The 21,250-nt window shown below is 73.7% G+C and carries 21 protein-coding genes; 14 read left to right on the forward strand and 7 right to left on the reverse strand.

Features of this window, described 5'->3' with window-relative positions:
* The first annotated feature begins 11 nt into the window (after positions 1–11).
* The 7 genes from K7G59_RS01335 to K7G59_RS01365 all read left to right on the forward strand — a co-directional run bounded on the left by K7G59_RS01335 (position 12) and on the right by K7G59_RS01365 (position 5,438).
* Positions 12–434: an avidin/streptavidin family protein gene (locus K7G59_RS01335; protein ID WP_225829896.1), complete on the forward strand. Its 423-nt coding sequence runs from the start codon at positions 12–14 to the stop codon at positions 432–434.
* A 268-nt stretch (positions 435–702) separates the two neighbouring features.
* Positions 703–978 (forward strand): DUF1876 domain-containing protein, encoded by a 276-nt coding sequence (locus K7G59_RS01340; protein WP_225829897.1) that lies wholly within the window; start codon positions 703–705, stop codon positions 976–978.
* A 179-nt stretch (positions 979–1,157) separates the two neighbouring features.
* The gene (locus tag K7G59_RS01345) at positions 1,158–1,577 is read left to right on the forward strand and encodes a CBS domain-containing protein (protein WP_225829898.1); all 420 of its coding nucleotides are present in this window, start codon (positions 1,158–1,160) and stop codon (positions 1,575–1,577) included.
* A 66-nt stretch (positions 1,578–1,643) separates the two neighbouring features.
* Positions 1,644–2,486: a universal stress protein gene (locus tag K7G59_RS01350; RefSeq protein WP_225829899.1), complete on the forward strand. Its 843-nt coding sequence runs from the start codon at positions 1,644–1,646 to the stop codon at positions 2,484–2,486.
* A 78-nt stretch (positions 2,487–2,564) separates the two neighbouring features.
* Positions 2,565–4,055, forward strand: a complete 1,491-nt coding sequence (locus tag K7G59_RS01355) for an ATP-binding protein (protein ID WP_225829900.1) — start codon at positions 2,565–2,567, stop codon at positions 4,053–4,055.
* Between the two features lie 117 nt (positions 4,056–4,172).
* On the forward strand, positions 4,173–4,940 hold the full coding sequence (locus tag K7G59_RS01360; protein WP_225829901.1) for an STAS/SEC14 domain-containing protein: 768 nt from the start codon (positions 4,173–4,175) through the stop codon (positions 4,938–4,940).
* Positions 4,941–5,036: 96 nt separating this feature from the next.
* Positions 5,037–5,438, forward strand: a complete 402-nt coding sequence (locus tag K7G59_RS01365) for a hypothetical protein (RefSeq protein ID WP_225829902.1) — start codon at positions 5,037–5,039, stop codon at positions 5,436–5,438.
* Positions 5,439–5,518: 80 nt separating this feature from the next.
* On the opposite strand, the gene K7G59_RS01370 is transcribed toward K7G59_RS01365, so the two are convergent.
* The 3 genes from K7G59_RS01370 to K7G59_RS01380 all read right to left on the reverse strand — a co-directional run bounded on the left by K7G59_RS01370 (position 5,519) and on the right by K7G59_RS01380 (position 8,652).
* Positions 5,519–5,809 (reverse strand): SHOCT domain-containing protein, encoded by a 291-nt coding sequence (locus K7G59_RS01370; protein WP_225829903.1) that lies wholly within the window; start codon positions 5,807–5,809, stop codon positions 5,519–5,521.
* A 153-nt stretch (positions 5,810–5,962) separates the two neighbouring features.
* On the reverse strand, positions 5,963–7,228 hold the full coding sequence (locus K7G59_RS01375) for an MFS transporter (protein WP_225829904.1): 1,266 nt from the start codon (positions 7,226–7,228) through the stop codon (positions 5,963–5,965).
* The gene (locus tag K7G59_RS01380; protein WP_225829905.1) at positions 7,225–8,652 is read right to left on the reverse strand and encodes a rhodanese-like domain-containing protein; all 1,428 of its coding nucleotides are present in this window, start codon (positions 8,650–8,652) and stop codon (positions 7,225–7,227) included. The genes K7G59_RS01375 and K7G59_RS01380 overlap by 4 nt, the downstream gene beginning before the upstream one ends.
* Positions 8,653–8,898: 246 nt before the next feature.
* Here K7G59_RS01380 and K7G59_RS01385 point away from each other — a divergent pair, with 246 nt between their 5' ends.
* The 5 genes from K7G59_RS01385 (at position 8,899) to K7G59_RS01405 (ending at position 15,715) form a co-directional block, all read left to right on the forward strand.
* Entirely contained in the window at positions 8,899–9,156 is a 258-nt protein-coding gene (locus K7G59_RS01385) for an SHOCT domain-containing protein (protein ID WP_225830241.1), read from the forward strand.
* Positions 9,157–9,217: 61 nt separating this feature from the next.
* Entirely contained in the window at positions 9,218–11,518 is a 2,301-nt protein-coding gene (locus tag K7G59_RS01390; RefSeq protein ID WP_225829906.1) for a heavy metal translocating P-type ATPase, read from the forward strand.
* 142 nt (positions 11,519–11,660) lie between these two features.
* Positions 11,661–14,348, forward strand: coding sequence for a GNAT family N-acetyltransferase (locus K7G59_RS01395; protein ID WP_225829907.1), 2,688 nt, complete (start codon positions 11,661–11,663; stop codon positions 14,346–14,348).
* Positions 14,349–14,376: 28 nt separating this feature from the next.
* The gene (locus K7G59_RS01400; protein ID WP_225829908.1) at positions 14,377–15,105 is read left to right on the forward strand and encodes a CBS domain-containing protein; all 729 of its coding nucleotides are present in this window, start codon (positions 14,377–14,379) and stop codon (positions 15,103–15,105) included.
* 91 nt (positions 15,106–15,196) lie between these two features.
* Complete coding sequence (locus K7G59_RS01405; RefSeq protein WP_225829909.1) at positions 15,197–15,715, forward strand: DUF2231 domain-containing protein; 519 nt, start codon at positions 15,197–15,199, stop codon at positions 15,713–15,715.
* Between the two features lie 258 nt (positions 15,716–15,973).
* Here K7G59_RS01405 and K7G59_RS01410 read toward each other — a convergent pair whose 3' ends face one another.
* Positions 15,974–16,489, reverse strand: a complete 516-nt coding sequence (locus K7G59_RS01410) for a hydrogenase maturation protease (protein ID WP_225829910.1) — start codon at positions 16,487–16,489, stop codon at positions 15,974–15,976.
* A gap of 157 nt (positions 16,490–16,646) precedes the next feature.
* On the opposite strand from K7G59_RS01410, the gene K7G59_RS01415 reads away from it, so the two are divergent.
* Both K7G59_RS01415 and K7G59_RS01420 read left to right on the forward strand, forming a co-directional pair.
* Positions 16,647–17,105, forward strand: coding sequence for a Crp/Fnr family transcriptional regulator (locus tag K7G59_RS01415; RefSeq protein ID WP_225829911.1), 459 nt, complete (start codon positions 16,647–16,649; stop codon positions 17,103–17,105).
* 41 nt (positions 17,106–17,146) lie between these two features.
* Positions 17,147–17,812 (forward strand): CBS domain-containing protein, encoded by a 666-nt coding sequence (locus K7G59_RS01420; protein ID WP_225829912.1) that lies wholly within the window; start codon positions 17,147–17,149, stop codon positions 17,810–17,812.
* 41 nt (positions 17,813–17,853) lie between these two features.
* On the opposite strand, the gene K7G59_RS01425 is transcribed toward K7G59_RS01420, so the two are convergent.
* The 3 genes from K7G59_RS01425 to K7G59_RS01435 all read right to left on the reverse strand — a co-directional run bounded on the left by K7G59_RS01425 (position 17,854) and on the right by K7G59_RS01435 (position 21,155).
* Positions 17,854–18,450: a hypothetical protein gene (locus K7G59_RS01425; RefSeq protein ID WP_225829913.1), complete on the reverse strand. Its 597-nt coding sequence runs from the start codon at positions 18,448–18,450 to the stop codon at positions 17,854–17,856.
* A 112-nt stretch (positions 18,451–18,562) separates the two neighbouring features.
* The gene (locus K7G59_RS01430) at positions 18,563–19,273 is read right to left on the reverse strand and encodes a CBS domain-containing protein (protein ID WP_225829914.1); all 711 of its coding nucleotides are present in this window, start codon (positions 19,271–19,273) and stop codon (positions 18,563–18,565) included.
* A 136-nt stretch (positions 19,274–19,409) separates the two neighbouring features.
* On the reverse strand, positions 19,410–21,155 hold the full coding sequence (locus tag K7G59_RS01435) for a GAF domain-containing sensor histidine kinase (RefSeq protein WP_225830242.1): 1,746 nt from the start codon (positions 21,153–21,155) through the stop codon (positions 19,410–19,412).
* Between the last annotated feature and the right edge of the window lie 95 nt (positions 21,156–21,250).

Genomic DNA, 21,250 nt, shown 5'->3' on the forward strand with positions numbered 1-21,250 from the left:
AGAGAAGGACCATGCCCATCGACGGCGAGTGGTACAACGAGTTCGGTTCACAACTGCACCTCGAGTCGGACCCGGAGGGGACCGTCGGCGGAAAGTACGTCACCGCCGTGGGGCACGCGCCGGGGACGTACCTCCTCACCGGACGGCACGACGGACCGGCCGGCCCCGGGCCGGGCATCGCCCTCGGATGGACGGTCGCCTGGCGCAATGAGCACGGCAACCTGGGCTCCGTCACGAGTTGGAGCGGCCAGCTGCTGACAGACCCCGAACGCATCCTCACCACGTGGCTGTTGACCCGCTCCGCGGCCACGGCGGAGTCATGGGAGTCCACTGTGGTCGGGCAGGACGTGTTCACGCGGCACAAGCCCACCGGCGACGACGTCGAGCGCGCTCTTCGCAGCGGCCGACCGGTCTCGCACCCGATGCCGTCCTGAAGGCCGATGCCGGAGGACCGGCCGGCCGTCACCTCCCCCACCGCCCGTACGGCGGGCGGAACCCGCCGCGCCGCCGCCCGACGGCCCGGCGCGGCGAGGGGCTCGGACCCTCGGGCCGGTCGGCCCCCGGTGACGGGACGGGTGGCCCGGGTCCTGTCGCAGGCCGGCCGGGTCACCATGAAAGCCGGAGCCTTCGAGGAGGCGGGCCCCGTGCGAACCCGGAGTGCCCCAGGCACCGGCCCGGTTCGCCGGAGAGGAGATGAATGCGATGTCACACACGGCCGAGTGGAAAGTACGTCTCCATCTTTACGAGGACGACGAGGGAACGACGAAGGCGCACCTGGTACTGGACACCGGAACCAACGCCATCACCGCCCGCGGCTTCGCACGCTGCCATCCGTCGGACACCAACGTGCCGGAGATCGGCGACGAACTGGCCGCGGGCAGGGCCATGATCGACCTCGCCCACCAACTGCTGGAGACCGCGGAACGCGACATACAAGGCACGGTCGAGCCCCGGCTGAGCCCCCGTCAGACGGCCTGACGACCCGGGTGGGCCAGGCACACCCAGGAGATGCCCGGCCCTGGCCCGCACTGCCAGGCCGTGAACCGGCATGCGCACCGAGGAGGGGGAACACACACTGGTCCTGAGGAGTATTGGCCGGGGCGGGCCAGGCTCCACGGCTCTCCCCGCGCAGACAGCGACGCTTGAAGGAGACGGTCATGACCACCGCCCGAGAGATCATGCACTCCGGCGCCATCTGCGTCCAGGAGAACGAGACACTCGAGGCCGCTGCGCGCAGGATGAAGGAACTGGACGTCGGCGCCCTCCCCATCTGCGGTCCCGACGACCGCCTCCACGGGATCATCACCGACCGCGACATCGTGCTGAAGTGCGTCGCCAAGGGCAAGGACCCCAAGACGATGACGGCTGGGCAGCTGGAGCAGGGCAAGCCCGTCACGATCGACGCCGAGGCCGAGGCCGACCGGGTCCTTCGGGCCATGGAAGAGCACAAGATCCGCCGGCTTCCCGTGATCGACAACCACCGGCTCGTCGGCATGATCAGCGAGGCGGACCTCGCACGTCACCTGCCCGAGGACCAGGTGGGCCATTTCGTCGAAGTCATCTGCGCCGCACCCTGACCGGCCGGGTCTGCGCTCACGTGGGCTACGGCGGCCACCGGCACCCGCAATACCCGGGAGAAGGACATGACCGATCCGATCGTGGTCGGGGTCGACGGCTCCGGGCGGAGTCTGCGAGCCCTGGTCTGGGCCGCCCACGAGGCGGCGCTGCGCCGCTTGCCCCTGCGCATCATCCACGTGCTGCCGCCCGCCCGCTCGTACGCGACCACCGAACAGGGGCGCGCGTGGGAGGCGAGCAACCGGGACCGGGGCGTCGCGGCCGAGGCCATCGCCATCGTGCAAGCAGCCCATCCGGACCTGGAAGTGACCTCCGTACTGCCCTCCGGCGCCCCGGCGGCGGTACTGCTGGCCGAGGCGGAGGACGCGCACACGGTGGTGCTCGGCGCCAAGGGCATGGGCGGCTTCGGCAGTCTGCTCCTCGGTTCGGTCGCCTCGCAGGTGGTCGGCCACGCGCCCTGCCCGGTGGTGATCGTCAACCACGTCACCATCGGCCACGGCCGCATCGTCGTCGGCACCGACGGCTCCGCACACGCCCAGGCCGCCCTCGCGTACGCCTTCGAGCAGGCGTCGCTGCGCGGCGCCCAGTTGCAGGCCGTGCACGCCTGGAGCCGTCCGGGGCCCCGTGCCGAGGTCAGCACGGCCCAGGACGCCATGGTCAAGGAGCACCGGCAGGCCCTGGAGGAGTGGCTGGCACCGCTGCGCGAGGAGCATCCCGACGTCGAGGTGGTGGAGCAGGTGCCCGACGAATCGCCGGTCACCGCGCTGGCGCGGGCGTCGGACCGGGCCGACCTCCTGGTCGTCGGCTCCCGTGGGCTCGGCGGCTTCCACGGACTGGCCCTCGGCTCCGTCAGCCACCACCTCCTGCAGTTCTCCCAATGTCCCCTGGCGGTCATTCGCCCACGAGCCTGAGCACCGGGTGCGTGTCGCGGGGCCAGGCATCCGGCGTTGTACTGGAAACGAAAGCACCGCCGAACGAGGGGAATGGCCGTGGCGTCGTCCCACATCCCTCTCCCCGACAAGCCGGACAGGGTCTTCGACCGGGACGCCGAGTGGCGGGAACTCGTCGCGTTCGCCTGTGACAGCCGGCCCGAGGCCCGCCTCGGAGTGGTCAGCGGACGGCTCCGGCAAGGCAAGACCTACCTGCTGGAGGCGCTCACCGGCACCCTGGCGGGCTTCCGCTTCGGGGCTCAGCGGGGGACGGAGCCCGAGTCGCTGAACCACCTCGCCGCCGAGTTCGCCCGGTACACGAACGCCTCTGCCCCGCCTCGCTGGCACGGCTGGGAGGATGCCGTCAACGACCTCCTGGCACTCGGGGACCACCGTCCGACACCCATCGTCATCGATGAGTTCCCCGACCTGGTGCGGCAGAGCCCCTCGCTTCCCTCCGTCCTGCACAGCGCCTACCGGCGCCACGACGGCGGACGCCCCGGCCAGGCCCGCCTCCTGCTGAGCGGCAGCTCCCTGCCCCTGATGCGCCGGCTGTTCAGCACCGCCTCACCCCTGCACGAACTGAGCGATCTGCATCTCACCGTGCGCCCGCTCGACTACCGGCAGGCGGCACGGTTCTGGAACATCGACGACCCTGCCCTCGCCCTGCTCGTCCACGCCGTCGTCGGCGGATCCCCCGCGTACCGGCGCGACTACGTCCAGAACGACGCGCCCGCGGACGGGAAGGACTTCGACGCCTGGGTGTGCAGGAGCGTGCTCAATCCCGGCAAGCCCCTCTTCCGTGAGGCGTACCACCTCCTGCACGACGAGATCGACCACAGGGACCTCGCCCTGTGCCACTCCGCCCTCGCCGCTGTCGCCACGGGGTGCTCGACCCAGGGCCAGGTCGCGGACTGCCTCGGCGCCCCGCTGACCGACACCGCGCACTGTCTGGGGCTGTTGCGGGAACACGGCCTGCTGCACAGCGAGGCCGACGCCTTCCGGCCCCACCTCATCAGGCTGCGCGTCGCCGAACCGCTGCTGGCCTTCGAGCACGCGGCGGTACGCCCCCACCGGTCGGCCCTGGAACAGCAGGACCCCGTCACGGTCTGGAAGCGCGCCCGGCCGGTCTTCGACTCGATGGTGGTGCGGTCCCACTTCGCCCAGGTGTGCCGCGACTGGGTCCTGCGCTTCGCCGGCCCGGACGTCTTCGGCACCGGCCCCGGGTCGGCGGCCCACGGGTCACTGACCGCCCCGTCGCACCCGGGCGGTGCGGACATGGCGGCGGACGTGGTCGTCCGCGGCCACGGCGGCGTGCGTGACGGGGCCCTGCTGTCGGTGGGCCTGGCGCGGTGGGACGAGGTCATGGACCTGGACCATCTGGAGCGTGTCCGCGGCCTCCTCGGCTCCCTCGCCGACCGCGGCGAGGACGTCGGCCGCACCCGGCCCGCCTGCTACAGCGGCGCCGGCTTCAGCCCTGCCCTGCGTGCCGCCGAGGCCCAGGGGCAGGTGGTGCTCGTCGGCCTCGACCGGCTCTACGGACGGACATGACCGCCGCGGGACGCGGTCACGGAGATCTCGACCCTCCACCGTCATGAGAATCGCACGGAAAAGATGGAATTGATATGGTTTGATCTTGCGTCACACCGGCCCCGCGAGAGGATCGGCATGCTGGAAAGAGCAAAGGACGTGCCCCCGCAGATCGATGCGGTGAAGGCGATCGGCACCCTGTCGAAGGACGACTACAAAGCGGTGATGGAGCCGCTCATCGACGACGCCCGCAGGGAAGGCCGCCGCATCCGGCTCCTGTGGGAGTTCGACCCGGAATTCAGGTCCTACACCCCGGCGGCCGGGTGGGAGGATTTCAAGGTCGGGGTCGGCGCCATGCGGCTGTTCGAGGGATGCGCGGTCGTCAGCGACACCGGCTGGATCCGGGAGTCGACCAGGCTCGCGAGCTTCCTGATGCCCTGCCCCGTCCGCGTCTTCGGCAGCAAGGACCGCGAGGAGGCCCTGCGCTGGCTGGTCTCGCTGCCCGAAGGCCCCGGGGTCTCCCACCAGCTCCTGCCCGACTCCAAGGTCCTCGTGGTCGAGGTCGAAGAGCCCTTGCGGACACAGGACTTCGACGCGCTGGCGCAGACCGCCGACAGCTGGCTCGAAACCCATGACGCACTGGCCGGGATCGTGGTGCACGCTCGTGCCTTCCCGGGGTGGGAGAACATCGCGAGCCTGCTCCGCCACGTACGTTTCGTCCGCGACCACCATCGCAGGGTCGCAAGAATCGCGCTGGCGGCCGACAGCAGGCTCGCCGCACTCGTGCCGCACCTCGCGAACCACTTCGTCCAAGCCGAGGTACGCCAGTTCGGATACGGCGCACTCGACGAAGCCCTCGCCTGGGCCGCCGGTCCGTCGGACCGCGATCCCGCCGACGCGGGCTGACGCGACGGCCGGCCCGGTTCAGCCTCTTCAGCCGGCCGGCGCCGCGCCTGACACCCTGACGAGGGTCACGCGGCCGGCCGGGGCACAATCATCCTCATGCTGGCCGTCAGCTGGGACACCGTCCGTCTGTTTCTGCACGTGCTCGCCGCCACCGTCTGGGTCGGCGGCCAGCTCACCCTGATCGCCCTCGTCCCGTCCCTGCGCGGCCTCGGGTCCGCGGTGACACAGGCTGCGGCGCGCCGCTTCAACCAGGTCGCCTGGCCCGCGTTCGCCGTACTGGTGGCCACCGGGGTGTGGAACATCGCCGCCCAGCACGGCCCGGGCACCGGTGCCTACCGGACCACGCTGACCGTCAAGGTCGCCGTCGTCGCGGTCTCCGGGCTCACCGCATACCTGCATGCCCGCGCACGCCGCACCGTCCCCCTGGCGGTGTACGGCGCCCTGACCCTGCTGAGCGCGCTGGCCGCTCTCTTCCTCGGCGTGCTGCTCTCGGGCTGAGGACACACGGCGACCTCGGCGGCCCGGCTGCCGCCGGGGGCGAGGAGTTCACCAGCCCGAGCAGCGGCACACGGCCATGGTCACCGGGGCCCCGGTCTGTGCGCGGCGAGGCGTTTGCGGGCCTCGGTGTAGGTGTCCGCGTCGATCTCACCGGTTGCGTAGCGGCGGTCGAGGATCTCCTCCGGGGTCTCCCGGGCCGCGGGACCCTCGCGGCCCTGCCAGCCGCGGCCGGCGTCCGAGTGGCCGTGGGACGCGCCCTGCGCCAGACGGACCACCGCCCACACCACGAGGACGATCAACGCGATCCACAACAGCGGCATGAAGGCCATCCAGGCCCAGCCACCACCGTTCCAGTACATCACTGTGCCCACCTCCCGAGGAGGTTCTCTCTCCCCCTGCTGTCCGCTCCCCCTGCTGACCGCCCTTCCTCTGCCGCCGCGGTGCGCACGGCTGTCCTTGCGGATTCCACTGTCCGCAGGGAAGGGGGCGGGTGCCAGGGCCGTTCGGCCCCGCACGGTGGGCGTTCAGCTCCGTGGGTGGGTCTCGTACATGCGGAACGCCACGACGAGGCCGGAGGCGGCGGTGAGGGCGGCCACCGCCCGGATGGCGGTGGTCAGTCCGTAGGCGTCGGCCAGGGCTCCGGCCAGGAGGGCGCCGACGGCGAAGCCGCCGTCGCGCCACAGGCGGTAGACGCCGACGGCGCGGGCGCGCCAGGCGGGGTGGGCGACGTCGCCGATGGCGGCCAGCAGGGTGGGGTAGACCAGGGCGGTCCCGGCACCGAGGAGGATCTGGGCGGTCGCCCAGACGGGGAAGGTGGTGCCGGTCGCCACCAGGGCGATGGCCGCCGCCTGGACGAGCATGCCGGTGGTGATGAGGTGCTTGCGGCCGACCCGGTCGGACCACCAGCCGGTGACCAGTTGCCCGAAGCCCCACACCGCGGGGTAGAGGGCGGCGAGGACGCCGATCCGTGCCACGGTCAGGCCGTGGGCGGCGAACAGCAGGGGGAAGACGCCCCAGGCGAGGGCGTCGTTGAGGTTGTTCACCATCCCGGCCTGGCTCGCGGCCGACAGGGCCTTGTCGCGGAAGCTGGTGATCCAGGCGATCTGGCCGGTGGTCAGCTCACCGTGGTGGTCGGGGTTGCGCGGTACGGGATGACGCGCGGCCTCGGCGCGGGCGTGGCCCCGGGTCTCATGGACCGCGAGGGTGGACAGGCCCAGGGCCAGGGCGGCGTAGGCGGCACCGAGGAGGAAGGGGGCGGGGCGCAGCCCCCAGTGGGCGGCGACGGCGCCGGTTGCCATGGCGGTGGCCGCGAGCGCGACGTACCCGGAGGCCTCGTTGAAGCCCATGGCCAGCCCTCGGCGGGCGGGCCCGACCAGGTCGATCTTCATGATGACCGTGGTGGACCAGGTCAGGCCCTGGTTCATGCCGAGCAGCACGTTGGCGAAGACGATCCAGCCCCAGGCCGGTGCCCAGATCAGCAGCGCCGGCACCGGCAGCGCCACCATCCATCCCGCGACCAGCACGGGCTTGCGGCCGTAGCGGTCGGAGAGGGTGCCGGCGAAGAAGTTCGTGATCGCCTTGGTGGCGCCGAAGGCCACGATGTAGGTCAGTGCGGCGGTGTAGGCGGACAGGTGGAAGACGTCACGCGCGAGCAGCGGCAGCACGGTGCGTTCCTGACCGAGCATGCCGCCGACCAGGGCGTTGACCGCGACCAGGAGGGAGAACTGGGCCAGGTTGGCGCGCAGTCCGAGCCGGACCGCGCCGCCCGGGGTGGTGGTGTCGGTGCTCATGCGCCCTCCTGGAGAGGGCGGCCGGTGGTCTTCGCCCAGTCGGCGGCCCCGCCGACCAGCACGGCCAGGTCGTCGGCGCCGCCGCGGGCCAGGAGGCTGGCGGCGGTCGTGGCGCGCTCGCCGTGCCCGCACATCACGACCGTCCCGTGCGGTGGTGCCCCGGTCGGCCGGGTCAGGGTGCCGAGTTCGGTGTGCCGGGCTCCGGGGATGTGCCCGGCCGTGTACTCGGCCCGCTGGCGTACGTCGAGGACGGGCCGGTCGCCGATGCGGTCGGCCGTGACGAGTTCCAGCGTCCGCAGGGATCCGCCGTCCGCGCGCCAGGCGTCCGGGCCGCCTGCCAGGTGGCCGGCGAGACGGTCGTAGCCGATCTTCGCCGCCTGCCAGGCCACCTCCGCCGCGTCCTGGCCGGGGCCGAGGACGAACACCAGCGGAGCCTCGGGCGGCAGCAGCCAGCCCAGCCAGGTGGCGAATGCCGCGCGCAGGGGGATGGAGACGGCACCGGGGACGTGCCCGGCGGCGAACTGCCGCACCGGGCGGACGTCGACCAGTTGCGCGCCCTGGCCGAGCAGTTCCCGCACCGCCGCGGTGTCCAGCGGCGCCAGGCCCGGGGCGGCGGGCAGGAGGGCGGGACCGTGCCGGTTCGCCTCGCCCAGCCGGTCGAAGTACGCGGGGTAGGTGCCCAGGCTGTCCAGCAGTTCCCGGACGAAGGCGTCCTCGTCCGGCGCCGCGAGCAGCGGGTTGGCCCGCTTCTGGGCGCCGACGGTCGTGGTGCGCTCGGCGCCGGGCGGGGCGGAGCAGAACGACCCGGCACCGTGCGTGGGCCACACGGCGGTGGCGTCCGGCAGGGCGGCGAGGCGGTGCAGGGAGCGGTACTGGGCGCGGGCCAGCTCCTCCGCGCGGCCGGGGCCGAGGAGGTCGGTGCGCGCGGCCGAGCCGACGATCAGGGAGCCACCGGTGAAGACGCCCAGCGCCCGGGGGCCGTCGAGCAACAGGTAGGACAGGTGCTCGTCGGTGTGGCCCGGGGTGGCCAGCGCCCGCAGGGTGAGGCCGCCCAGGTCGGTCTCGTCGCCGTCGGCGAGCGGGGTGTGCGGGAAGGCGCGTTCCGAGGCGGCGGAGGCCAGCACGGTGGCGCCGTCGTCGTGGGCGAGCTGCAGGGCGCCGGTGAGGAAGTCGGCGTGCAGGTGCGTGTCGGCCGCGTACGCGACCGTGAGGCCGCGCTCGGTCGCGGCCTGGCGGAGCGCGCGGACGTCCCGGGAGGCGTCGACGGCCAGGGCTCGGCCGTCGCCGAGGTCGACGAGGTAGGCGCTGTTGCCCAGCCCCTCGTCGACGAGGGGGATCAGGTGTTCGTCGGTGAATCCCACGATGTCCTCCAGTCGTGCCGGGCCGGGGCGGCGCAGCCCCTCCTCCCTCGTACAATATTCCACAGATTTATGGAGGATGCCATGCGTGGACCGGTCGCCTCCCGGCTGGAGAGGGACGGCGCCGGGCGCCCTCACCCGGCCTCCCGCGGAACAGCCCGCCGGGTGAGGGTCCAACGGCCCGGACGCGTTGGTCCCACCGGCCCATGCGGGAGGTGTGCGGCGGTGGGACGGTGACGACGAGGCCTCGGGGAGGAAACCGTGTTGCGCCGGACCTTCGCGGGCCGGCCGCGAGGACGGACGGTGACAGCGATGTTCCGGTACGACCACAGTCCCGGCTGGTTCGCCATGTCGGCGGGCACGACCTTCCTCCGGGCGGAGATCACCGCCTTCGGCGTCCTGCTCCTGCGGGTCCTGTCCCGGCCGGGCGGCTCCGCCACGTCCGCCGGCGCCCCGCCCACCGGGTCCGCGTCCGCCGACGGACAACTGCTCGCGGAACGCTTCGCCCGCGGCGACATCGACGAGGACGCGTACTCCCATCGCCTCGGCGTCCTACGCAGGCGCCGGTGACCCCCCGCTCGCCAGGCGCTGAGCGGCGCCCCGCGGGCCCGCTCCCCGAAGGGCGACCATGATGCGGCAGACACATGTCGGCGCCTGGCCACGGCTGGAGCCCGCCCTCCTGGCGGTCACCGCCGCGGCCCTGGCCGCGGGAGGTGGCGCCTGGCTCGCCGGTGACGCGGCTCTCGCCCATCTGCTGTGGGGTCTGGGCACCCTGTGCGCGGTCCCGCCGGCGGTGGGCTGGGTGCTCCTCTCCCTCCACCACGGCCGTACCGGCGTCGATCTGATCGCGGTGCTCGCCCTCGGCGGCACCCTCGCCGTCCATGAGTACCTGGCCGGTGTGCTCATCGCGCTGATGCTGGCCACCGGTCGCACCCTGGAGGGCGCGGCCCAGCGGCGGGCCTCGCACGACCTGCGCGCCCTGCTGGAGCACGCACCCCGCTCGGCACGCCGCCGCACGGCGGCCGGTGTCGCCACGGTCCCGCTGGGCGAGGTCGCCGTAGGTGACCTGCTGGTCGTGGGCCCGGGTGAGACCGTGCCGGTGGACGGGCGGGTGGAGGGGGCCACGGCCACCCTCGACGAGTCCGTGCTCAGCGGCGAGTCCCTGAGCGTCGAACGGGCCGCGGGCGAGACCGTCCGCAGCGGCGTGGTCAACGCCGGCGGCGCCTTCGAGCTGCGGGCCACGGCGGCCGAGCAGGACAGCACCTACGCCTCGATCGTGCGCCTGGCCGGGCAGGCCGGGGCCGAGTCCGCGCCCGTGGTGCGGCTGGCCGACCGTTACGCGGTCTGGTTCCTGCCGCTCACCCTGGCGGTTGCGGCACTGGCCTGGCTGCTCAGCGGCTCGGCGGTGCGCGCGGTGGCGGTGCTGGTGGTCGCCACCCCCTGTCCGCTGCTGCTGGCCGCGCCGGTCGCCATCGTCTCGGGGATCTCCCGCGCCTCCCGGCTGGGCGTCGTCATGCGCGACGGCGGCGCCCTGGAGAACCTGGGCCGGGCCCGCACCCTGCTGCTCGACAAGACCGGCACCCTGACCCGGGGCAGGCCCCAGGTCCTGGACGTGGTCGGCGCACCGGGGTGGCAGCCCGCGGACGTGCTGCGGCTCGCCGCGTCACTGGACCAGTACTCGCCCCATGTCCTGGCCGGGGCGATCGTCGACACCGCGCACGACCGGAAGCTGGTCCTGCCGATGCCGTCCCACGTCACCGAGGAGCCCGGCCAGGGTGCCACGGGCAGCGTGGACGGGCGCCGGGTGTGCGTCGGCCGCCTCACCGCGCCCGGGGACCGCCCGTCCTGGGCGAGGGCGGTGGACAACCGGGCGCTCCTGGACGGCGCCGCCGTGGCCTGGCTGACCGTCGACGGCTGTCCGGTGGGTGCCGTGCTCCTTCGGGACCCCCTGCGCCGCGACGCCCCGCGCACCCTGCGCGAGCTGCGGGCCGCGGGCATCGAGCGGCTGCTGATGCTGACGGGCGACCGCGCGGAGCCGGCCCACGAGGTCGGCGCCGTCCTCGGTCTGGACGACGTCCGCGCCGGTCTCGACCCGGCCGGCAAGGTCGCCGTCGTACGGGCCGAACGCGAACACGCGGTCACCGTCATGGTCGGCGACGGCGTGAACGACGCCCCCGCGCTGGCCGCCGCGGACGTCGGTGTGGCCATGGGCGCGCGCGGCTCCACCGCCTCCTCGGAGGCCGCCGACATCGTGCTGACCACCGACCGCGTGGACCGGCTCGCCGACGCCGTCGTCATCGCCGTACGGGCCCGGCGGATCGCCGTGCAGAGCGCCCTGGGCGGGATGGTGCTGTCCCTGGCCGCGATGGCCGCGGCGGCCTTCGGCCTGCTGCCGCCCGCCGCCGGCGCACTGCTCCAGGAGGCCATCGACGTCGCGGTCATCCTGAACGCCCTGCGCGCGCTGCGCGTCGACCAGAGCGCACGGCCGGCGCTGACACCCGCCGCCGAGGCGCTCATCCACCGCTTCGCGGCCGAACACGACGACCTCCAGGACGTGATCGAGGCGGTGCACGGTGCGGCCGACCGCCTCTCCGACGGCCCCGGCCCGCAGTCCCTGGCGGCCGTCGAGGAGGCGCACCGGCTGCTCACCGAACGGCTGCTGCCCCACGAGTACGCCGAGGAGCACCACCTCTACCCGGCGCTCGCCCCCGTTCTGGGCGGGCCGGAGGCGACGGCCACCATGAGCCGCGCCCACACCGAGATCGAACGCCTCTCCCGTCGTATCGCCACCCACCTGCGGCTGGCGCACGCCGAGGGCGGACTGGCCCCCGGCCAGCTCGACGACCTGCGCTCCTGCCTGTACGGGCTGCACACCGTACTCCGCCTGCACTTCACGCAGGAGGAGGAGAACTACTTCTCGCTGGCCCAGTGAGAGCCCGCGGCGCCGGCTGCCGGAGCCCTTCGCCCGCAGCCGGGTGGGCCACTCGGCCCGCACGGTGCCCGGTCAGCCCCTGTGCGGCCCGTACCCACCGCCGGACGCTGAAGGCGGGAGCCTGTCGGAGGGAGAGTCCGCGATGACCGGCATCCAGGAGGCCCCGGTGCACGCCCTGCTGGCCGACGGAACCACCGTACGCATACGACGGGCGGGCCCGGCGGACCACGAGGACGTACGGCGGCTGTACGAGGAGATGTCGCCGCAGAACCTGCGTATGCGGTTCTTCTCCGTCAGCCCGGCCTCCGCCGGGCGGGCCGCCGACCGGGTGGCCGGAGGCGAACGCCCCGGCTACCGCGCGCTGGCCGCCGAGTGCGGTGGGCGGCTCGTGGGGCTTGCCGAGTACGAAGTCCTGCCGGACGGCGGCACGGCGGAGGTCTCGGTGGCCGTCGCCGACGGCTGGCACCACCGCGGTGTGGGCACCCTCCTGCTGGAGCACCTCGCGGACGCCGCGCGTTCGGCGGGCGTCACCGCGTTCAGCGCCGACACCCTGGCCGAGAACCACGACGTGCTGAAGGTCTTCCACGACCTGGGGCTGCGTATCACCCGCCGCTTCGAGGGACCCGAGGTGCACTGCAGGGTCGAACTCACCGAGGACGAGGCCTACTTGAGCGCCGTCGAGGCCCGGGGCCGGGTCGCCGACGTGGTCAGCCTGGAGCCGCTGCTGCGGCCCCGGGCGGTCGCCGTGATCGGCGCCGGCCGTAGACCGGGGTCGGTCGGGCGCGCGATCCTGCGGAACATCCACAACGGTTCCTACGCCGGACGGTTGTACGCCGTGCACCCCGAGGCCGAGGCGATCGCCGGGGTGCACGCCTGCCCGTCCGTCGCCGCGCTGCCGCAGGTGCCGGACCTCGCCGTGATCGCCGTACCGGCCGCGGCCGTCGCCGAGGTGGCACAGGAGTGCGGGCGGGCCGGTGTGCGCGCCCTGCTCGTGGTGTCCGCGGGCCTGGACACGCACCAGAGCGGCGCGCTGCTGGGCGCGTGCCGCGCTCACGGGATGCGGCTGGTCGGCCCGAACTGCCTGGGCCTGGCCAACACCGACGACGGTGTCCGCCTGGACGCCACCTTCGCCGCCCGGCACCCCGGGCCCGGCACCGCGGGAGTCGCCGTGCAGTCCGGCGGCGTCGGTATCGCACTGCTGGACGGCCTGGCCCGGCTCGGCATCGGGTTGTCGACGTTCGTCTCGCTCGGCGACAAGTACGACGTCAGCGGCAACGACATGCTCCAGTGGTGGGAGAGCGACGGGCACACCGACCTGGCGCTGCTGCACCTGGAGTCCTTCGGCAATCCCCGCGCGTTCTCCCGCACGGCCCGACGGGTGGCCCGGTCGATACCGGTGCTGACCGTGGACGCGGGCCGGTCCGCGGCCGGGCGGCGGGCCGCCGCCTCGCACACCGCGGCGGCGGCCACCCCGACCATGACCCGGCGGGCCCTGTTCACCCAGGCAGGCATCACCGCCACCCGCACCATCGGTGAACTCCTCGACACCGCCGCCCTCCTGCACGCCCAGCCGCTCCCCGACGGCAGAAGGGTCGCCGTCGTCAGCAACGCGGGCGGTGCCGGGGTCCTGGCCGCCGACGCGTGCGCGGACGCCGGGCTGGTCGTGCCACCGCTCGCCGCCGGCCTGGTGGACGAACTCCTCGCCCTGCTGCCCGACGGGGCGAGCGCGACCAACCCCGTGGACGTCACGGCGGCCGTCGACGAGGACCGGCTGCGGGCCTGCGTCGGTCTGCTGGCCCGGCACGGTGCGGTCGACACCGTCCTGGTGAGCCTGGTCCCCACGGCGGTCGCCGCGGCCACCGGCGAGGACCTGGTGCGCGCGCTGACCTCGGTGCCCCGCCCGCTCGCCCGCCCGGTGGTCGTCGTACTGCCCGCGCAGGCGGCCCGCGTCGAGCTGCTGCCGGCCGTCGGCGGCGGCACCGTGCCCGCCTATTCGGACGCCGAGGACGCCGCCCGCGCCGTGGCCCATGCCGCGGCCCGCGCCGACTGGCTCGCCCGGCCGGCCGGCACCGTACCGGAGCCGGCGGGCGTGGACACGGGGCGGGCGAAGAGCCTGACCGTCGCCTTCCTGCACGGGAATCCGGAAGGGGGCTGGCTCGATCCGCGGGCGACGGCCACGCTCCTGGACTGCTACGGCATCCCGCAGATCCCCTGGGCCTGGGCGCGGGACGAGGGTGAGGCGGTCGCCGCTGCCGAGCGGCTCGCCGGACCGGACGGGCGGGTCGTCCTGAAGGCGTACTGGCCCGGTCTGCTGCACAAGAGCGAGCAGCACGCCCTGCACCTCGGCCTGCAGAACGCCTCCGAGGTCAGGGCCGCCCACCGCGATCTGGTCGCCCGGTTCGGCGACCGGATGACCGGGGTGGTCGTCCAGCCGCTCGCCGAGCGCGGCACGGAACTGTTCGCCGGGGTCGTCCAGGACGAGGTCTTCGGGCCGCTCGTCGTGTTCGGCCTCGGCGGCACCGCCACCGAACTGCTCGCCGACCACGCCGCCCGCCTCGCCCCGCTCACCGACCTTGACGTGCACGACCTGCTGACCTCGCCGCGCTGCTCCCCGCTGCTGTTCGGCTACGCCGGCAGCCCCGCCGCCGACCTCGGCGCTCTGGAGCAGCTGCTGCACCGGCTGTCCCGGCTCGCCTCCGACCTGCCCGAACTGGCGGAGACCGATCTCAACCCGGTCCTGGCCGGGCCGCGCGGTATCACCGCGCTCGACGCCCGGGTCCGGCTCGTGCCGCGCCACCCCCACGATCCATACCTGCGCAGGCTGCGCTGACGGGGCGCCACCGCTGAAGGAGGTAACCATGAAACCCACCAAGGTCGGCGCCGTCATGACCGACGACGTCGTCACGGTCCGCCACGACACCCCGTTCAAGGAGGTGGTGCGCCTGCTGCGCGGACACGGCATCAGCGGGCTGCCGGTCATCGACGAGGACGACAAGGTCATCGGGGTGATCTCCGAGACCGACCTGATGCGGCGCCAGGCACGGGCACCGGAGTCCGGCGGTGGTTTCGCCGCCTGGGTGCGCGGTCTGCACCTGGGGACGGGTGGGAGCGCAGCCCGCGGCCGGACGCGTACGGCGGGCGAGCTGATGTCGGCGCCCGCCGTGACGGTCCCCGCGCAGGCGGTGCTGTCGGAGGCCGCCCGGCTGATGACGCGGCACGGCGTCGAACGGCTTCCGGTGGTCGATGAGGAGGACCGGCTGGTCGGCATCGTCACGCGCCGCGACCTGCTCCAGGTCTTCCTGCGTCCCGACGACGAGATCCGGCGGGCCGTACAGGGCGAGGTGTTCGCCGATGCCCTGTGGCTCAGCCCGGACATCGTGGACGTCGGGGTCGACGACGGCGTGGTCACCCTCACCGGGCAGTTGGAGCGCCGCGGCGACGTCAGCGCCGCGGTCGGTCTGACGCGACGGGTGGACGGTGTCGTGGACGTCGTCGACCAGCTCACCTACCGCTTCGACGACAGGCACGTACAGGCGGCGGAACCGGCCGTGCACGGCGTGGCGGACGACTGGCTGCGCCGCCCGTGAGCCCCCGTGAGCCGCCACGTGAGCTCAGAGGCAACTGAGAGATTGCTGTGCCAGGCTGGCGCGCGCCCTACCCCCCTCTTGGAGCGCCTCGATGAATCTGTTCCACGGTCTGCCCACCCATGTCCTGCTGGTCCATGTGGTCGTCGTACTGATACCCCTGACGGCGCTGGCCCTGGTCACGGCCGCGCTGTGGCCGCGCGCCGCACGGCAGCTGGGCCCGCTGCTGCCGCTTCTGGCGCTCGCCGCCCTGGGCAGCGTGCCGCTGACCACGCATGCCGGTGAGTGGCTCGAGCGGCATGTGGACGACGACGCCCTGGTACGGCGGCACACCGAGCTGGGTGACGGACTGCTGCCGTGGGCCGTGGCTCTGTTCGTCGCGGCGGCAGTCGTGTGGTGGGTGGGCCGGCTCGCTTCGGCGGAGCGTGCAGAGGGCAGCCGCCCCCGCTGGTCGGCCCTGCCGGTGCGGATCGTCATCGGGGTGCTCTCGCTGGCCGTCGCGGTCGGCGCGGTGGTGGACGTCTACCGGATCGGCGACTCCGGTGCGAAGGCCGCCTGGCACGACGCCTACTCGAAGACGGAGACCGGGGACCACGATGAGGACGGCTCCTGATCCGGCTTGAGTTCCTGTCGAGGGCCCCGGCCGCGCGACCGCGCGCCGGGGCCCTCGGTGTGTCCGCGGGCTGAGGCCCGCTCCCCGCAAAATCCGATGCTCGTGCCGGCCGCGGGCCGGTCGGCACTGGTGGAGTGCGCGGTCCGCGTGGTGTGCTGGTAGTGGCGGGAAGGACCGTTGCCCGGCGCGGAGAAGCGGCCGGCAGCCGCGCACCGCGCAATCCGGATCCGCGAGAAGTGGATGGCCCTTCCCGTCCTGTCATGCCGTGGCCGGGGCGGTGGTGCCGCGTGCCGCGGCGACCCGGTGCCGGACGATCTCGTCCTCCACACGTGCGACGAGGGTGTCGACCGCTGCGGCGACCCGTGGGGACAGTCCCGGTCCGAGTGAGGTGTCGGCGGCCTCGACGGCGTACGCCACCAGGCGGCCGGGCAGCCGGTCCAGCTCCCAGGCCACCTCGACGGCCTGGTCGAGCCCACGCGGACCGAGCGCCTGCGGCCGGGCCGGCCGGCGGACGTCCGGTTCCAGGCGGTGGATGCGGCCCGGGTGGCTCGGGAGGGTGTGTGCCGCCTCGATGACGACGGTCAGGTCCGTGTGGTCCCACAGCCGGATCAGCCGCCCAGGATCGAGGTCGCACTCCGCCAGGACGGTGCCGGGCGGGAAGGGCCGCTGTACCGCCCGTTCGCGCAGACGGCACAGGACCGCGTGGCCGACGCCGGCGTCGCGCCGGGACGGATCGCCGACCGCGACGACCGCGAATCGCGTAGCGGGGCGCATGGTGCGTCTCCCTCCAGTGCGGTTGTCTCCCAGCCTGCGGCGCGGCGGGTACGGCCCCCATGGGCCGAAGAGCCCCGGCGCGGGCCCGGGTGGCCCGTGGTGAAGAACCGGTGCCGCGCGCACGCTGGGGTCAGTAACCACGAAGGGAGCCGGTGCGATGACCTCCGCCACCACCATGACCGCGGCGCTTCCCGCCGAGCACCGTGAACGGCTGATGCGGGCCGCCCGCGAGGTCTCCTTCGAGGCCGGGACCCGCCTGTTCGAGGAGGGCCGGCGCGCCGACCGCTTCTGGATCGTGCGCACCGGGACCGTCGCCCTGGACCTGCGCGTGCCCGGCCGCCGTCCCGCCGTCATCGAATCGCTCGGGCACGGCGAACTGGTCGGTTTCTCCTGGCACTTCCCGCCGTACCTGTGGCAGCTGGGTGCCGAGGCGATGAGCCCCGTGCGGGCCTGGGAGTTCCACGCCGAGACGGTCCGGGCGATGTGCGCCGCGGACGCCGAGTTCGGCCGGGCGATCGCGGTCTGGGTCGGACGGGTGGTCGCCCATCGGCTGCACGCCTCCAGGGTCCGGCTGCTCGACCTGTACGCGCCGTACGGCAGCGGGGGCCTGACATGACCGCCGTGTCCGGATCTCACCGGCGTCCGGAGGAGGAGAGCATGGCCGGCAGTCCGCACCGAGTGAACGACGTGATGACGCGCGCCGCGGTGGCGGTGGGCCGCAAGGCCCTGTTCAAGGACATCGTCGAACGCATGGAGCAGTGGCAGGTCAGCGCCCTTCCCGTACTCGAGGGCGACGGCCGGGTCATCGGTGTCGTCTCCGAGGCCGACCTGCTGCCCAAGGAGGAGTTCCGGGACGACGATCCGGACCGGTTCACCCAGTTGCGCAGGCTGTCCGCCCTGGCCAAGGCGGGGGCGGTGACCGCGGACGAGCTGATGAGCACCCCGGCCGTCACCGTCCATGCCGACGCCACCCTCACCGAGGCGGCCCGCATCATGGCCCTGCGGCACGTCAAGCGGCTGCCCGTCGTCAACTCCGAGGGGCTGCTCGAAGGCGTGGTGAGCCGCGGGGACCTGCTCAAGGTGTTCCTGCGCCCGGACAACGACCTCGCCGACGAGATCCGCCGCGATGTCGTCGACGTCCTCTTCCCGGCGCCGGTCGAGCCCGTGCACGTCATGGTCACGGAGGGAGTCGCGACCCTGACCGGCCGGGTCCGGGAGGCCGACCGGATTCCGCTCGCCGTGCGCATGGCGCGGGGCGTCGAGGGCGTGGTGGCCGTGGACTGCCGGCTCACCGCGGACGACGACACGAACGCGGAAGACTGAACGAGACGTAGGACGGACGCGTTCAGCCCTTGCCGACGCGTTCAGCCCTTGCCGCCGCTGAGGTTCCCCCATTCGGCCCGCCGCCACTCCTCGTCCCATTCGGCCAGGCGCCGCCGCATGAGCCAGGTGCGGACCGTCCGTCCCGCGCCCCACACCGTCGCGCCGGCGGCCGGGGCGGCGAGGGCGCCGGTCAGGGCCGCCTGGACGGTGGCGTCGGTCCCCGTGACGGGGGCGGACACCATATGGCCGGCGTGGTCCGTCCACACGGTGAGCCGGGTTCCTTCGCGGGTGCCGGGGAGCGTCTTGGCGAGGTCCGTGTGCGGCGAGCCGTCCGGATCCGTCCAGCGCACGGCGACCCAGACCCGGCCGTCGTCGTAGCCGGACGCGGCGGCCGGGGTCCTCGCCGCGTCGTCGGTGAGGACGGCGGACACGGCGTGCGCCTGGGCCCGCCGGGCGGCGAGGCCCGATTCCGTGGCCTGTGCCGCCGCCGCACCCGCGAGGACGCCGCCGAGGGCGGCGAGAAGCCATGCCGCGAGCACGATCCATGCCTCCACGAGGTCGCTGTGCCGCCGCAGCGGGTTGCGCCGCCAGCGCCACAGCCGCACCCGCGCCGGAGTCGCGGGAGGTGTCCGTGTCATCGGTCGCCGCCTCTTCCCGTCCTCTCGCTGCCGTCCTCGCGCACTCCTGTCGTCTCGGGCCGTCGTCTCGGGCCGTCGTCTCGGGCCGTCGTCTCGCTGCCGTCGGCCGCGGTCAGGCGGAGGCCGTGCGCTCCGGACCCGGCTGGTCCTCCTCCGGCAGGTCCGGGTCGAGATCGGGGTGCCGGCGGGGTCCGGTCAGGGCGCTGCGGACGTCCACGACGCCCGGTACGGTCCGCGTCAGGAGAAGGGCGAGCGGTACGAGCCTGGTGTCGTCGACACGGCCGGCGAGCGTGACGACCCCGTCGCACACCTCGACGCCCACGGGCACCAGGCCCGTGCCGAAGAGGCGTACGACGACCTCACGCCGTACCTCCTCGGCGATGTCCTCGTCGTCGCGCAGGAAGACCTTCAGCAGGTCGGAGCGGCTGACGATGCCCTTCAGCGTGCCGTCGTCGCCGACGACCGGCAGCCGCTTGACCCGGTTGCGGGCCATGAGGCGTGCGGCGTGGGCGAGGGTGGCCCCGGGCTGCACCGTGACGGCCGGGGCGGTCATCAGGTCCTCGACGGTCACCGCGTCGGCCTTGCGGACGTCCGCGAGGTGCGCCTGGCCGTGGCGGCCCAGGTCGCCCTCGCGGTACTCCTCCTTGGGCAGCAGGTCCGCCTCGGAGACGACACCGACGACGTGCCCGCCGCCGTCCAGCACCGGGAGGGCGCTGACGCGCCACTCCTTCATGGTCTTCACGATGTCCTTGAAGACCACGTCCGGGCGGACTGCGACGACCGTACGGGTCATCACGTCGTTCACGGTCGGAGTACCGTCCATGGCGTCCTCCAGAGACTCGGATCCGTGCTGCGACACCTTCAGCCTGCGGCCGGCGACGGGTGCGGGGCATGGGCCGAGTGGCCCGTCCCCGGGCCCCCCGAGGACGGGTCCGGCCGGGAGTTCCGGCACGTCCGGTTCACTGTCCCGGCGCCGGACCCGACGGCCGCGTCGCGGGCAACGGGACCCGCCACTGCAGTGTGGCGCCGCCGCCGTCCGGGCTGGACACGGTCAGCCGGCCGCCGAGTTGTTCCGCCCGCTCGGCCATGTTCCGCAGCCCGCTGCGGCGGCCCCCGGGCGGCATGCCCACGCCGTTGTCCGACACGGTGAGGGCCGCTTCCCGCCCGTCCGTGGTCAGGGCGATGTGTGCGCGGTCCGCGCGGGCGTGCCGGGCGATGTTGGTGAGGGCCTCGGAGAGCACGGCGACGACGTGGTCGGCGATCTCGCGCGGCACGTCGGTGTCGACCAGGCCCTCCATGCGCAGGCTAGGGGCGAACCCCAGCACGGGGGCGGCCTCGTCGACGACGCCGACGACACGCGCCCGCAGTCCGCCGCCGGCGACGCCCTCGCGCGCCCGCAGGCCGAAGATGGCCGACCTGATGATCTTGATGGTCTCGTCCAGGTCGTCCACGGCCCGCAGGACCCGCTCGGAGGCTTCCGGGTGGTCGATGAAGCGGCTCGCGCTCTGCAGCGTCATCCCGGTGGCGAACAGCCGCTGGATCGCCAGGTCGTGCAGGTCCCGGGCGATCCGGTCACGGTCCTGGAGCACCGCGATCCGCTCGGCGTCCTGCCGGCGGTCGGCCAGTTCCATCGCGATCGCGGCCTGCGCGGCGAAGCCCTGCAGCATCTCGGTCTCCCTCTCCGAGAACACCGGCCGGCCGGTCTCCCGCGCCAGCAGGACCACGCCCCGGGTGCCGCCCTGCGCCGTGCCGATGGGGACGGCGACGGCGGGGCCGAGCCCGGCGAACCGCGGGGATTGCGAGGAGATGCGCGGGTCGTGGATGACGTCGTCGCTGGCGACCGGGGCCGCTGCCGCGTACGCCAGTCCCATCAGGCTCTCGTGCAGGGGCAGCACCAGCCCGCGGTGTGCCTCGGCGTGCAGGCCGACGGCGATCTCCACGGTGAGCGACTTGGTGTCCGTCACAGGCATTGCGACCGCCACCAGCGCCGAGCCGGTGATCTCCCGGGCCCGTTCGGCGATCAGGTCCAGCGCCTCGGCGCGGGCGCTGCCGGACATCAGGCTGTGCGTGATGTCGGCGTTCGCCCGCAGCCAGCGTTCGCGCAGCCGGGAGTCCTCGTACAGGCGGGCGTTGTCGATGGCCACGCCGGCGGCCACGGCCAGCGTGGACAGGACCGACTCGTCCTCCTCGTCGAACTCCGCGCCATCGCGTTTCTCGGTCAGGTACAGGTTGCCGAACACCTGGTCGCGGACCCGGATCGGGACCCCGAGGAAGCTGTTCATGGGCGGGTGGTGGGGCGGGAAGCCGTACGAGGCCGGATGGTGCGACAGCTTCGCGAGGCGAAGCGGCTGCGGGTGGCGGATCAGTTCACCGAGGATGCCGTGCCCCTCGGGGTAGGGGCCGATCACGGCGACGTCCTCGTCGCTCACGCCGACGGTGTGGAAGGCGGAAAGGGTCTGGCCGTCCGGCCCGATGACGCCGAGCGCGGCATACTCCGCGTCCACGAGCACCGCCGCCGTGTGCACGATGGCGCCCAGGGCGTGCTCCAGGTCCAGCTCCCGGCCGACGACGAGCACCGCCTCCAGCAGGCTGCGCACCCGGTCCCGGGTGCCGCGTGCCGCGTCGATCCGGGCCTGCAGCTCCTCCAGCAGTTCGTCGAGCTTGAGCTGCGGCAGTCGTACGTGAGGGTCCTCGGGGCTGGTCACCACGCCACCACGCTCCTCCTGGTCCCGTCGGCGCGCGGGCGCGGACCCATCGGATCGTTTCGCCTCTACGGTATCGGCCCCCGGCGCAACGCGGT

Origin of the sequence: Streptomyces sp. NK08204 (genome assembly GCF_020400585.1) — a bacterium.
Classification (GTDB): Bacteria; Actinomycetota; Actinomycetes; order Streptomycetales; family Streptomycetaceae; genus Streptomyces.